The organism is Streptococcus sp. HJ1 (assembly GCF_052399005.1).
GTDB lineage: Bacteria > Bacillota > Bacilli > Lactobacillales > Streptococcaceae > Streptococcus.
On sequence record NZ_CP199005.1, the window covers coordinates 438,395 to 453,457 of the forward strand.

The window sequence follows — 15,063 nt, forward strand, 5'->3', positions numbered from 1 at the left end:
AAATTTATTTTATCAAAAAAAGAAGAAAAGGTAATATTTGAGCGTCTAACAAGCCTCCTTCTTAAGAAAACCACTCTACTTTTTTAATTTTGCTTCTATACGTTTGATGTGATACAAGTTTGAGAGAACTGAAATCCCACCGATGGCCATTATTCCTAAACCATTCCGAGGACTAAACAAAGTAGTGATGATCCCGCCAGTAATTGTAGCATACCCACATTTCACTCCCAAACGAGAATGTCGGATACCGCTCTCTCCTTGTGTTAATCGATAAAACTGTTCTTTTTGCTGCATAATTTGCTTTTTAATGACTTCGTGATGACGTATTTGTTGTTGACGTACTCGTTGATTTTGTTTTTCAATAGAATCGATTGTTTTTTCTAGCATAGTTTTTTTCATGTTAAGTCCTTTCTTTTAAAAACCGACCAGACGGTATTTTTATATTTTCTAGTTTAACAAATAAAAATGAAGGTGTCAACACCTACCACTTATGAGAAAAAGTTTTTTACTAGGAACTATTTGAAATCTATCTCACATTTTTAGTTTTAAGTGCTGGAAATAATACTTAATTAAAACCAACTGCCCCTTTTCATTAATAAACTGTCAAAAAATATTGTAGTCCAAGTATATGCGTGGGAATGTCCCTTGAAAATTATAGTATATATCCTAGTACAAATGCGGTAGGACATCAAACTAAACTATATTTCCCAAAAGCATTCAGTTTTCTAGTAAAAGAGAGAGGGAATAAGTGAAAGAAGCTTTCTTGAATTAGGAATTTCTAGAGTCTAAAAGGTGAATCATACTAATACAGCCTGCTGAATGTTGGTCAGCAATTTAAGATAGTAGCTCTGACTGTTTTAGTGGTTAGCTATGACGCTCTAAGAATTATTTTTAAAAAACAGAATGAGGCTGAAACACTTTTGTTTCAACCTCATTTGATTTAAACCAATGCCCCCCTTCGAGGATTTAAAATCCTGTCACCGTAATTCCTAGTAAACGGATACCTTTTTCTTTATCAGCTAGCTCTTCGTAGAGTTGAAGGGCAGTTTGAGAAATCTGACTAGCGTCCTGTGTTGCTTGTGGGAGGCTTTTTCGTCTAGTCAGAGTGGAGAAGTCAGCATATCGTATTTTTAGGATAATGATTTTTCCAGCTTTGTCCTGCTTGCTGAGATTGTGAGCTACCTTTTCGGAGAGAAGAGTCAGTTCTTTTTTGATGTCTTCTTCTACTTGTAGGATCTTTCCGTAGGTTTTTTCCTTGCCAATGGACTTACGAATGCGATCGGACTTGACCGATGAGTTATGAATGCCCCTTGCCTTTCGATAAAGGTCAAAACCGAGTCTGCCGAACCGATCGATTAAAGTAACTTCAGAAACAGCTAATAAGTCTTCACCAGTATAAATGCCCATTTCATGAAGTCGTTCAACTGTTTTTTTGCCCACACCGTGAAATTTAGCAATATCCATTTGTTTGAGAAAGTCTTGGGCTTGATCTGGGAGGATAACTGTTAAACCATGCGGTTTTTGATAGTCACTAGCCATTTTAGCTAAGAATTTGTTATAAGAGACGCCTGCAGAAGCAGTCAGGTGTAGTTCCTGCCAGATATCCTCTTGGATGAGACGAGCTATTTTGACGGCTGACTTGATATCGAGTTTATTTTCCGTCACATCTAAGTATGCCTCGTCAATACTCATAGGTTCAATCAAATCAGTGTAGCGTTTAAAAATAGCTCGAATTTCAAGCCCCACTGTCTTATACTTTTCATAATTTCCAGAGATAAAGACAGCTTGGGGACAGCGTTCATAAGCTTCTTTAGAGCTCATGGCAGAGTGTATTCCAAAAGCTCGTGCCTCGTAGCTACAGGTAGAAACGACACCTCGACCACCTGTTTGTCTGGGATCACTTCCGATGATAACAGGTTTGCCCTTTAACTTGGGATTATCTCTGATTTCCACCGCAGCAAAAAAGGCATCCATGTCGATATGGATGATTTTTCTGGACAGATCATTTATCAATGGAAATATGAGCATTCCAATCCCTTTCTAGTGTCATTTTCTATTTATTATACACTTTTTTCTGAAAAAATGGGAAAGTTCAATCCGACTTTCAAAAATATAATACAGATAAGAACAAAAAAGAGACTGTATTATAAAAGAAAGCGTCTAAAATGCCGATTTTCTCTTGTTGAAATCGGTTACTGTATGGTATACTTGACTCAAGAATGTAACAGATGACTGTTACTAGAAAAAAGAGGACATTAACATGGTTGTTAAGACAGTTGTTGAAGCACAAGACATTTTTGATAAAGCTTGGGAAGGCTTCAAAGGCGTAGATTGGAAAGAAAAAGCAAGTATTTCTCGCTTTGTTCAAGCTAACTACACACCTTATGATGGAGATGAAAGTTTCCTTGCTGGACCAACAGAACGTTCACTTCACATCAAAAAAATCGTAGAAGAAACAAAAGCACACTACGAAGAAACTCGTTTCCCAATGGACACTCGTCCAACATCTATTGCTGATATTCCTGCTGGATTTATCGACAAAGAAAATGAAGTTATCTTCGGTATCCAAAACGATGAACTCTTCAAATTGAACTTCATGCCAAAAGGTGGTATCCGTATGGCTGAAACTACTTTGAAAGAAAATGGATACGAACCAGATCCAGCTGTTCACGAAATCTTTACTAAATATGTAACAACAGTTAACGACGGTATCTTCCGTGCCTATACTTCAAATATCCGTCGCGCTCGTCACGCTCACACTGTAACTGGTCTTCCAGATGCCTACTCACGTGGGCGTATCATCGGTGTTTACGCACGTCTTGCTCTTTACGGTGCAGACTACTTGATGCAAGAAAAAGTAAACGACTGGAATGCGATCAAAGAAATTGATGAAGAAACAATCCGTCTTCGTGAAGAAGTAAACCTTCAATACCAAGCATTGCAACAAGTTGTTCGCTTGGGTGACCTTTACGGAGTTGATGTCCGCAAACCAGCGATGAACACGAAAGAAGCCATCCAATGGGTTAACATCGCCTTCATGGCTGTCTGCCGTGTTATCAACGGTGCTGCAACATCTCTAGGACGTGTGCCAATCGTATTGGATATCTTTGCAGAACGTGACCTTGCTCGTGGTACATTTACTGAATCAGAAATCCAAGAATTCGTTGATGATTTCGTTATGAAACTTCGTACAGTTAAATTTGCTCGTACAAAAGCTTACGACCAATTGTACTCAGGTGACCCAACCTTCATCACAACTTCTATGGCTGGTATGGGTAACGACGGTCGTCACCGTGTTACTAAGATGGACTACCGTTTCTTGAACACTCTTGACAACATCGGTAACTCTCCAGAGCCAAACTTGACAGTTCTTTGGACTGACAAATTGCCATACAACTTCCGTCGCTACTGTATGCACATGAGCCACAAACACTCTTCTATCCAATACGAAGGTGTGACAACAATGGCTAAAGACGGATACGGAGAAATGAGCTGTATCTCATGCTGTGTGTCACCACTTGACCCAGAAAACGAAGATCAACGCCACAACATCCAGTACTTCGGTGCTCGTGTAAACGTTTTGAAAGCTCTTCTTACTGGTTTGAACGGTGGTTACGACGATGTTCACAAAGACTACAAGGTATTTGACATCGATCCTATCCGTGACGAAGTTCTTGAATTCGAATCAGTTAAAGCCAACTTCGAAAAATCTCTTGACTGGTTGACTGACACTTACGTAGATGCTTTGAACATCATCCACTACATGACTGACAAGTACAACTACGAAGCTGTTCAAATGGCCTTCTTGCCAACTAAACAACGTGCTAACATGGGATTCGGTATCTGTGGATTTGCTAACACTGTTGATACATTGTCAGCTATCAAATACGCTACCGTTAAACCAATCCGTGATGAAAATGGCTACATCTACGATTACGAAACAATCGGTGAATACCCACGTTGGGGTGAAGATGACCCTCGTTCAAACGAATTGGCTGAATGGTTGATCGAAGCTTATACAACTCGTCTACGTAGCCACAAACTATACAAAGACGCTGAAGCTACAGTATCACTATTGACAATCACATCTAACGTTGCTTACTCTAAACAAACTGGTAACTCACCAGTCCACAAAGGTGTATACCTCAACGAAGATGGTTCTGTGAACTTGTCTAAACTTGAATTCTTCTCACCAGGTGCGAACCCATCTAACAAAGCTAAAGGTGGCTGGTTGCAAAACTTGAACTCACTTGCTAGCCTTGACTTTGGTTACGCAGCTGATGGTATCTCATTGACAACTCAAGTTTCTCCACGTGCTCTTGGTAAGACTCGTGACGAGCAAGTTGATAACTTGGTAACAATCCTTGATGGTTACTTCGAAAACGGTGGACAACACGTTAACTTGAACGTTATGGACTTGAACGATGTTTACGAAAAGATTATGTCAGGTGAAGACGTTATCGTACGTATCTCTGGATACTGTGTAAACACTAAATACCTCACTCCAGAACAAAAAACTGAATTGACACAACGTGTCTTCCACGAAGTTCTTTCAATGGATGACGCATTGAGCTAAGATAATATAAAGAAAACTAGCCTTAAGGCTAGTTTTTTTTTACTGAGGTTTTGATAATTTTAAATCAAGGAATATTATAGTTTATACTCTCAGAGAGAAGAGACAAATTACTTCTATATAAAATATGGCTTTTTCTGCCTTACGGTAGGTGTCATAGAATTGACTAAAAAGGATTGAATTCTACAAAATATAGACTTCAATCCTTTTTTAAAATATACTATCTAGCTTGAAGAGTAAATGACATATACTTTAGTCGTTATCTTCTTCTTTACGTTTGAATAGTGTAAGACCTAAGGCTGCAAATAGAGCTAGAGCACCAGTCACTGCTGCAGAGTGATTGTTTTCTGTTCCTGTATTTGGTAATACTTTGGTATTATCAACAGTAGATTGCTCAGTATTTGCATGGTTTTGTTGACTATCTTGACTTAATTGGTCAGTATTATTTGGAGTGGTTGCAGTAGTAGCAGCTGTTCCTATTCTTACAATTTCATCAGTAGGTGTAATTGTAACTGTAGAAGACAGAATGTTGCTAGAAATAATCTGTCCTTTATCATCAAAAACTTCTTCGATAATGATTGTACGAAGACCAGCTTTACCTGGGGCCACAATCATTTGTGTTCCACTAGGCAATTTATCATCATAAATGGATTGAATACCATATGGAATAGAAAGTTCAATAGTTCTCTGAACAGTTCTAGTAAGTGGTTTTGTTCCCACAAGTACGATCTGTTTGACAGGTTCGGTTTGTTCGTCAGAGATAACACGAGACGAGATCACAGTATTGTTTCGGTTGTCAATAGTATCTTCGTGAACAATAGTTCTAGTACCTTTAACACCAGGGGTTTGAATCTCTTCTTCCCCAACAAATAGCTTATCAGAAGGAACTTTAACGATATCAAAGTCAATATCCTGTTTCTCAGTTCTTTGAGCGGTTACAGTAAGTGGTTTTGTTCCCACAAGTACGATCTGTTTGACAGGTTCGGTTTGTTCGTCAGAGATAACACGAGACGAGATCACAGTATTGTTTCGGTTGTCAATAGTATCTTCGTGAACGATAGTTCTGACACCTTGAACACCAGGGGTTTGAATCTCTTCTTCACCAACAAATAGCTTATCAGAAGGAACTTTAACGATATCAAAGTCAATATCCTGTTTCTCAGTTCTTTGAGCGGTTACAGTAAGTGGTTTTGTTCCCACAAGTACGATTTGCTTGACAGGCTCAGTTTGCTCATCAGAGATAACACGAGACGAGATCACAGTATTGTTTCGGTTGTCAATGGTATCTTCATGAACAATGGTTCTGACACCTTGAACACCAGGAGTTTGAATTTCTTCCTCTCCGACAAATAGCTTATCAGAAGGAACTTTAACGATATCAAAATCAATATCCTGTTTCTCAGTTCTTTGAGCGGTTACAGTAAGTGGTTTTGTTCCCACAAGTACGATCTGTTTAACAGGTTCGGTTTGTTCGTCAGAGATAACACGAGACGAGATCACAGTATTGTTTCGGTTGTCAATGGTATCTTCATGAACAATAGTTCTAGTACCTTTAACACCAGGGGTTTGAATCTCTTCTTCACCAACAAATAGCTTGTCAGAAGGAACTTTAACGATCTCAAAATCAATATCCTGTTTCTCAGTTCTTTGAGCAGTTCTAGTAAGTGGTTTTGTTCCCACAAGTACGACTTGCTTAATAGGTTTAGTAGTGATACTATCAGAAACTTGTTCTCTTGAAATTAGATCATTTGTATCATTATCACGGGTTTCTCGATAAGAAACAGTACGGATTCCTTTGGCACCAGGAGTTTTGATGACAGTATCACCGACTAGAATAGTATCATCGTTTACATATTCTGTTTCGAAATCGACATCAAACTGATCAAATGCTCCAATAGCTTTGGAAGTTCGTGTACCTACATGGACAACACGATTTTGCGGTGCCGTAGTTACATTTTCATCAGTAAATGTATACTGCGTATCGTTCTTCAAACCAATTGGAAGGTTTTCGTAGCGATAAGTCATCTCAGTTGTTTGAGTTTGTTTTTTAGTATCAGTGTAACTATAAGTTTTAGTGGCTGTCATAATTTCGCCATCTGTCGTTGTATAGTCTGCTCGAAGCAATCCCGGAATGCGATCATTATCAGTCGCTTCCCGAATATTTGTTGTCTCGTAGTAATTTCTGAGACCGTAGTTCATGATATTGGTTCCACTTGTTTTCTCATAAGCAGAGTTATCAACGCTAGTTGCATAGGTATTTACAATTTTCTTCCCAGTTACCCCAGGAGTTTTTTCAATACTTGTTCCAGCAGCGATGGTCTTGTCATTAACGTAGATTGTTTCATATGGAACAGTCTCTTCTGAACTATTGACTAAGCTAGGAGAACTTGTTGAAAAACGGCTGACTCCCATATTGAATTGAGCGTTATTCTTTTCCTTGTTTGGAGTGAGGCGTTCGGTTGCAGGCTTATAGATCGCATTGCCAAGTGGATCGGTTTTCGTATCGGTAGTAGAAGCTGTGATTTCTGATTCGGAAGTGAAGGTATTGTTTTCAGTATATCGAACCAGGTGATTGGCTTCTAATACACGGATTGGCAAATCAACATTGTTAGCATAACTAATATTAGAAATTTTAATATCGTTTCCAATAAAAGCTAATGGTTGAGTTCGACTCAGTGTATTTGGGAGGTTGCTTGGAGTTCGAGTTGTATTAATACCAAAGCCAAGTCCAGGTTGCACCAAAGTACCATTATTTCCATTTAAACTAATTAACGGCGTTTGCGTTGCAGCGTTCTTAGCTAAAGTTTGCGTGATTTCACCAAAATCTAAATTATTATCTTTAAAAAGAATACCTTCTGCATTAGTTGTAATAGAAATGATAGGCATTGTCTTTTGTTTTCCGATGATGCCAGGTCTAGTACTCATGAAAGTTTTTTTGACTTTAATGTCATTGTTTTGGAAAACAACAGACCCACGGAACTTATCTTGGTTAGCTCGAATTGTTTTATCTGCGACATTAAAATTACTAGTCGATTCAGCGATTGTAATAGCAGATAAATCTTTATTTGGATCACCGTAAAGTTCTTCAAGCTCGACTTTATTATTACTAATGTTGATGGAACCAGAACCATATCCCAATCCGTTTGCAAATTTACTTGTATCAGATAATGTAGCTGTTCCCTTAATATTGTCATTAGAAGAGTTAATCATCTTAATCAAATCGTTGGCTGAGTGTCCAGTGATTTGGTTGTTTTTAATATTAAGTACATAGTTTAGGTAAGGTTCTTGCATACGAACAAGAATAGCATTTGTATTGTAGTCTTGGTTTGTAGCGGTTCTACCTGATGAATCCAAATCTTGAATGCGGTTATTACTAATTTCAAAATAACCTACGGCTCCGTCTGCACTCAAGTCCTGAGATTTTTCATTCGTTTGCAAATGAATTGCTTCATACTGGAGGTAATCATGACCATGTGTGAATTTTCCGTCAACTTTCAAGTCATCTCGTACTAGACGATTTGTTTTATCTTGTGTGACAACGTTGTTTCGAATGACAACATTTTCCATTTTAAAGTTTCGGTTGTATACAGAGATACCTAACAAGCGATCTCCGTATGAAACGTTATTTTCGATTAAAATTCGGTCACCGTCGTGAATATCTAACCCTTTACGGTAGTTGTAGGTACTCGTATTGTTTCGGAAAACAATTCCATTATTGTAGGATCCAGCCTCTGAAGCGAAACCATAACCTGTACTTCCGTTTAATTTGTGTCCATTTTCAGAAGTGGTTGTTCCTTCAATAAGAATATTGGTTTGGTAAGAGAATTGAACTCCAGCCACTCGGTTATTGTGAGTATTACTGTTTAATACTTTATTGTTTTCACCTAAGTTTAGACTACTGAAAGTATAACCAGGAGCTTTTCCAGCAATCAAATTACTCACAGAGCGAGGGCGACCCCAACCAGGAAGAGAGATATTTGAGACACTGTTATATGACGACCCGAAGCGGATACCAGCTTTGTTAGCTCCACTCGCTTCAACGTTCTCAACAGTTACATTATCAGAATCATTGATAAGGACGCCATCCACTTTTCCATAGTAGGGCATTCCTTTGACGTAGAAGCCATCGTGTTGTTCTCCAAAAGCTTCTTTTAAGTTTTGGATAGAAACAGATAAATCTTTCACAAGGAATCCATTTTGATTTTCAACTAGCAAAACAGCATGGTCGCGATTGTCAGTATCATTCTCGTTGCTATCCCAAGGGTTTCCTAGCTGAACTAAATTTGTTTTTAATACGGTTGTTCCTGGACCGTCTCCAAAGAGACCGGTTACATTTGAGTGCTCGGAACCGATTTTAATTTGATTAAAGGAGCCACTTTCGCTTTTGCGATAGATAGGCAGTGCTATTCCTGTAAGGTTTTCTCCGTTAGAACTAACATAACGAACAAGTCCATCCGAGTCTACACGGAGATTTTCATATTCTTCTTTCGTAACATGCGAAAGATTCTGAACACCATCAATTCGTCCTTTTTGTATAGGCATAGGGACACCTGATCCGTATGTTAAAATTTTATAGTGATCAATTTCGCCTTTATCACGAGCTACATTGACGATTCCAGAAAGTTTGACGGCAACACCAGTATGTTGTTTACCATCTGGATCAGCCATTACAATTTCATTTGCTGCTTTTAGTGCTTTATTAACAGCGAGAGTATCATCTTGGTTATCAGCTACATTCAAACCAAAATCAGTAGCATTGACATAGTACCACTTGTTTTTATGATCATAGTGAACATCATACTCAACGCCTTCAACAGTTGGTTTTGAAACAACGGTTCTAACATCTTCTGTGATGGCATCCTGAATTTTTTTTGATTGGTTTTCTTTTGGTATTTCAGGAATGGCTTTTGCTTTGATTGCTTCCTCGTCAGCTTTTACTTCTGGTTTTAGAACAGGTTCGATTGATTCAGCAGGCTCAGTCGGTACAGATTCTTTAGACTGACTTTTATTTGTTTCTACAGGAGTGGATGCGCTTACACTTCGGAAACCACTTCGTCCTATTTGTTTGCTATCTGCTGGCTCTGATTGCTTCGTAGGAGTTTCAGTTACAGTGCTAGCACTATCGGATACATTGGAAGAAGGAGTAGTAGACTGTTCAGTCACTGAATTAGGATTATTACCATTTTCAGCAGAATTTGGAGTATTTCCGTCTTCATTGTTTTGTTCAATCGTTGAAGATGTAACTGTAGTCGGTTGTAGCATTTCTGAAGTGTCTCCCCCAACTTCATTAGCGGCTACGTTATTGACTAATAAGGCTGATGTAACAATTCCGATTGAAACAGCAACCCAATGCTTCTTTACTTTACGTAACTTTTTCATAAAATTATAATTCCCTTTATAATGTATATATTAAGTAGTTTGGCCACAATTATTAATAATAATTTATATTTAGTTTCTCCTACAAATAACTGTAATAATAATATATAAAAATATATTGCAGCTATACTATTTTAACAAATCAAGTAGTTTGAGTCAAGAAATTAAACTAGAAAATTACAAGATAATTACAGAATGATTACAATTATTTAATAATTCAAATTATTTTATTTACAAAATAGTTAAACTTAGGTTTGTTTTACTTGACAAAGTAGTATGTATAATGCTAGAATGTAGGTGGTTATTTATGTTTAATACTTAAAGTGTTTGGAGGGCTTTAGCTACTAAATATCAAATAATCTGTGATTTCTTCTTCGTTTCTCAGGAGAGGGATTAAGAACATTGAAAATAAAATATAGAAAAGAGGGAAAACATGGCAAAAAGCAAAATGCTGAAATTGCTTTCAAAACTTTCAGCTGCAGCTCTTTCTGTCTTGACACTTACATCTGTTTTGACAAATAATGTTAAAGCTGATGACCCAACGCCAAAGGAATTAACGCAAGTTATTACAGGTGTTGAGTTGTTGGATGCTTCAGATACGAAACAGAATGTAACATCTGAGGGAGATTATGCAGTTCGTACAGGGAATGCCTACAAGCTTCGTGTAACGTTTGATCTCAAACAATACAATGAGAACTTGAACAATGGTGATTATTTCACTTTCGACATTCCTGCACCAATGACAGTCTACAACGGCACTCAACAGTTGGTTGACCCAGCTACGCAAGTAACGATTGGGGAAGCAGTTGTAACATCGAGTGGTAATGGCCAAGGTGGTAAAGCAAAAATTACCTTGAAAAACTTGGACAAGTACCTAGCTGCAACTGGTGGAGATAAAGTTAAGGATGTATCTGGTAACTTTGCGGCATCATTCCGCTTCCTAACAGACCAGACTAAGACACCAATTAGCTTTAATTCTTCTTCTATGAAGCAAGAGGTAACTCATACCTATACGTCTAAGACAATCACGGGTCCTAAAGTTGGTACTGAGAACTATGCGAAAGCTGGTGGACAAGCTTCCCGTGAAAGCTGGAACTCTCCAAAACTAGCAGCTATCGGTTCAGTAAGCTCAGGTAACGAGCAATCAAACTGGCGTGTACGTGTCAACACAGAAAAACAAGATTTTGGACAAAACATTGTGCTTCATGACACAATTCCAAATGATGACACATCCTACACACCAGCTCAATACATTCCAGAAAGCTTGAAGATTTACAAGGCTGATATTACAGGCGGTACTTCTGCTGTTCCTGATGGAGCACAATTGATGGTTGAAGGTACTGACTATACAGTTGCTTGGAACTCAAACTATACATCATTTGATGTTACAATCAAAGATGGAACGACTTCTTACTTCGTTACATATAGTACTACCACTCCAAATGATGGTACGAAAGTAGCAAATATTGTAGCTTTGTCTCTAGCAGATGGAACAAAACTTGCACAGAATACAAGTCGCCCAGGTGCGCTTAGCATGAAAGCGGAAGCAACATCTTTGATTTCTGGTACAATTGTAGCATCTACAGCCTACCAAATTAAGATTAATAAGACTGACGCCTTCACTCTTACACCTGTTCAAGGAGCAGTTTATACTGTGACAGCAGCAGATGATGCAAGTGAAACAACAGAAGTGTCTACGAATGAAAAAGGAGTAGCGCTTACTAAAACTTATGATCAGAAATGGGAAGGTAAAACGTTCAAGATCAAAGAGAAGACTGCTCCAGCTGGCTATAAGTTAGATGAAAAAGAGTATACAGTCAAACTCGGAGCAGCAGGTTCTGCGATCAACCTTAAGGACGAGCCTATTCCAGCTGTGTTCAATGTAACAGCTAAGAAAGTGGTAGAAGGTCGTACAGATAAACTTCCAAAAGCGGATGAGTTTACCTTTAACCTATATACAGCAGAGAACTTGAAGACTCCAGTAGCCACAGCGAAATCAAAAGCTGATGGAACGATTACCTTCGAGAACATTGAAGTAAAAGGTGCGGGAACTTACCACTACGTTATCAAAGAAGATACTTCAGCAGCAGCTTCTGGTATTACATTTGATGAAGAAGGTAAGGAAGTTACTGTAACTGCAGCATTCCAAGGTGGAGTATTAACAGCTTCTGTTACTTCAGCAGTGCCAACTTTCACCAACACTTATGCAGCAGCTTCAACAAGCGCTACTATCAAAGCTAAGAAAGTCTTGAATGGTAAAGTTCTTGCGGCTGATGCATATACTTTCGAATTGAAAGAAAAAGATGCAGTTGTAGCTACGGCTAAGAATACTGCTTCAGGAGAAGTTGCCTTTAAGGTTGACTACACAGAAGCAGGAGAGCACACTTACACTATTACTGAGAAATCAGGAACAGAAGCAGGTGTGACTTACTCAACTGAATCTTACACAGTTAAAGTGAATGTAGTAGATAACGGTCAAGGTCAATTGGTTGCGACTGTAGAAGATGCAGATGCAGAACGTGTCTTCACCAACACTTATGCAGCAGCTTCAACAAGTGCTACTATCAAAGCAACTAAGAAGATTACAGGTAAAGAACTTGTAGCCGATGCATATACTTTCGAATTGAAAGAAAAAGATGCAGTTGTAGCTACGGCTAAGAATACTGCTTCAGGAGAAGTTGCCTTTAAGGTTGACTACACAGAAGCAGGAGAGCACACTTACACTATTACTGAGAAATCAGGAACAGAAGCAGGTGTGACTTACTCAACTGAATCTTACACAGTTAAAGTGAATGTAGTAGATAACGGTCAAGGTCAATTGGTTGCGACTGTAGAAGATGCAGATGCAGAACGTGTCTTCACCAACACTTATGCAGCAGCTTCAACAAGTGCTACTATCAAAGCAACTAAGAAGATTACAGGTAAAGAACTTGTAGCCGATGCATATACTTTCGAATTGAAAGAAAAAGATGCAGTTGTAGCTACGGCTAAGAATACTGCTTCAGGAGAAGTTGCCTTTAAGGTTGACTACACAGAAGCAGGAAATCACACTTACACTATCACTGAAAAAGCAGGTAGCGAAGCAGGTGTGACTTACTCAACTGAATCTTACACAGTTAAAGTGAATGTAGTAGATAACGGTCAAGGTCAATTGGTTGCGACTGTAGAAGATGCAGATGCAGAACGTGTCTTCACCAACACTTATGCAGCAGCTTCAACAAGTGCTACTATCAAAGCAACTAAGAAGATTACAGGTAAAGAACTTGTAGCCGATGCATATACTTTCGAATTGAAAGAAAAAGATGCAGTTGTAGCTACGGCTAAGAATACTGCTTCAGGAGAAGTTGCCTTTAAGGTTGACTACACAGAAGCAGGAGAGCACACTTACACTATTACTGAGAAATCAGGAACAGAAGCAGGTGTGACTTACTCAACTGAATCTTACACAGTTAAAGTGAATGTAGTAGATAACGGTCAAGGTCAATTGGTTGCGACTGTAGAAGATGCAGATGCAGAACGTGTCTTCACCAACACTTATGCAGCAGCTTCAACAAGTGCTACTATCAAAGCAACTAAGAAGATTACAGGTAAAGAACTTGTAGCCGATGCATATACTTTCGAATTGAAAGAAAAAGATGCAGTTGTAGCTACGGCTAAGAATACTGCTTCAGGAGAAGTTGCCTTTAAGGTTGACTACACAGAAGCAGGAGAGCACACTTACACTATTACTGAGAAATCAGGAACAGAAGCAGGTGTGACTTACTCAACTGAATCTTACACAGTTAAAGTGAATGTAGTAGATAACGGTCAAGGTCAATTGGTTGCGACTGTAGAAGATGCAGATGCAGAACGTGTCTTCACCAACACTTATGCAGCAGCTTCAACAAGTGCTACTATCAAAGCAACTAAGAAGATTACAGGTAAAGAACTTGTAGCCGATGCATATACTTTCGAATTGAAAGAAAAAGATGCAGTTGTAGCTACGGCTAAGAATACTGCTTCAGGAGAAGTTGCCTTTAAGGTTGACTACACAGAAGCAGGAAATCACACTTACACTATCACTGAAAAAGCAGGTAGCGAAGCAGGTGTGACTTACTCAACTGAATCTTACACAGTTAAAGTGAATGTAGTAGATAACGGTCAAGGTCAATTGGTTGCGACTGTAGAAGATGCAGATGCAGAACGTGTCTTCAAAAACATCTACACGCCAGATCCAGCACCAACGCCAGATCCAGCACCAACGCCAGATCCAGCGCCAACGCCAGATCCAAAACCAACGCCAGATCCAAAACCAACGCCAGATCCAGCACCAACGCCAGATCCAGCACCAACGCCAGATCCAAAACCAACGCCAGATCCAGCACCAACGCCAGATCCAGCACCAACGCCAGATCCAGCACCAACGCCAGATCCAGCACCAACGCCAGATCCAGCACCAACGCCAGATCCAGCACCAACGCCAGATCCAGCACCAACGCCAGATCCAGCACCAACGCCAGATCCAGCACCAACGCCAGATCCAGCACCAACGCCAGATCCAGCGCCAACGCCAGATCCAGCACCAACGCCAGATCCAGCACCAACGCCAGATACACAACCAACACCTCCAGTAACTGAGGAAAAAGGTCAAGCTGAACTTCCAAACACAGGTGAAGCAACATCTATCTTCTCAGTAATTGGATTTGTAGTATTGGCATTGAGTGGATTGGTATTCTTCGTAAAACGTAAAGCTTAAGCTTTTGTAGAAGAAACATGAAACTTGGTAAGTGAGAATATTTCTTCTCTCTTAAACTTTATAGAGAAAGTCTCTAGAAAATTCGTTTTCTAGGGGCTTTTTTGTACTTCAAAAAATTTTTTTAAAAATAGTCAAATTTGGTCAAAAAACTATTGACTTTTACTGACCAATGTGATATAGTAGGAGCATAAGGAAAATGAATTCCTTAGAAAACTTCATTTTCAATGATTCTATTTCTTGAAAATGTACGATAGATACCCTAGAAAGGGGTGAGGCCTATGTTAAATCTAACAGATTTTGAAAAGAAGATGATAAAAGGCTTATTTAAGAAAGAAAAACCAGAAATTATACGTAGGGTAGCTAGTTAGCTAGTCTAAAA

5 protein-coding genes are annotated in these 15,063 nt (G+C 38.9%); 2 read left to right on the forward strand and 3 right to left on the reverse strand.

Annotated elements, in window-relative coordinates; translation table 11 throughout:
* Positions 1 to 75 precede the first annotated feature (75 nt).
* Together ACT17O_RS02200 and dinB are read right to left on the reverse strand one after the other, a co-directional pair.
* Positions 76 to 399 carry a hypothetical protein gene (locus ACT17O_RS02200; protein ID WP_444817639.1) on the reverse strand — a complete coding sequence of 108 codons (324 nt, stop codon included), beginning with the start codon at positions 397 to 399 and terminating at the stop codon, positions 76 to 78.
* Between the two features lie 567 nt (positions 400 to 966).
* Complete coding sequence (gene dinB / locus ACT17O_RS02205; RefSeq protein ID WP_444817640.1) at positions 967 to 2,028, reverse strand: DNA polymerase IV; 1,062 nt, start codon at positions 2,026 to 2,028, stop codon at positions 967 to 969.
* A gap of 232 nt (positions 2,029 to 2,260) precedes the next feature.
* Between dinB and pflB the strand changes: the two genes are divergently transcribed.
* Positions 2,261 to 4,576 carry a formate C-acetyltransferase gene (gene pflB / locus ACT17O_RS02210; protein ID WP_000260621.1) on the forward strand — a complete coding sequence of 772 codons (2,316 nt, stop codon included), beginning with the start codon at positions 2,261 to 2,263 and terminating at the stop codon, positions 4,574 to 4,576.
* 249 nt (positions 4,577 to 4,825) lie between these two features.
* Here the strand turns inward: pflB and ACT17O_RS02215 are convergent, their stop codons facing one another.
* Positions 4,826 to 9,952, reverse strand: a complete 5,127-nt coding sequence (locus tag ACT17O_RS02215) for a G5 domain-containing protein (RefSeq protein WP_444817641.1) — start codon at positions 9,950 to 9,952, stop codon at positions 4,826 to 4,828.
* Positions 9,953 to 10,382: 430 nt separating this feature from the next.
* Here ACT17O_RS02215 and ACT17O_RS02220 point away from each other — a divergent pair, with 430 nt between their 5' ends.
* Entirely contained in the window at positions 10,383 to 14,684 is a 4,302-nt protein-coding gene (locus ACT17O_RS02220) for a Spy0128 family protein (protein ID WP_444817642.1), read from the forward strand.
* The last annotated feature ends 379 nt before the right edge of the window (positions 14,685 to 15,063 follow it).

Bases quoted from the DNA above. Each gene is read 5' to 3' on its own strand.
- ACT17O_RS02215 (WP_444817641.1), bottom strand. From the start codon at position 9,952: ATGAAAAAGTTACGTAAAGTAAAGAAGCATTGGGTTGCTGTTTCAATC.
- pflB (WP_000260621.1), top strand. From the start codon at position 2,261: ATGGTTGTTAAGACAGTTGTTGAAGCACAAGACATTTTTGATAAAGCT.
- dinB (WP_444817640.1), bottom strand. From the start codon at position 2,028: ATGCTCATATTTCCATTGATAAATGATCTGTCCAGAAAAATCATCCAT.
- ACT17O_RS02220 (WP_444817642.1), top strand. From the start codon at position 10,383: ATGGCAAAAAGCAAAATGCTGAAATTGCTTTCAAAACTTTCAGCTGCA.
- ACT17O_RS02200 (WP_444817639.1), bottom strand. From the start codon at position 399: ATGAAAAAAACTATGCTAGAAAAAACAATCGATTCTATTGAAAAACAA.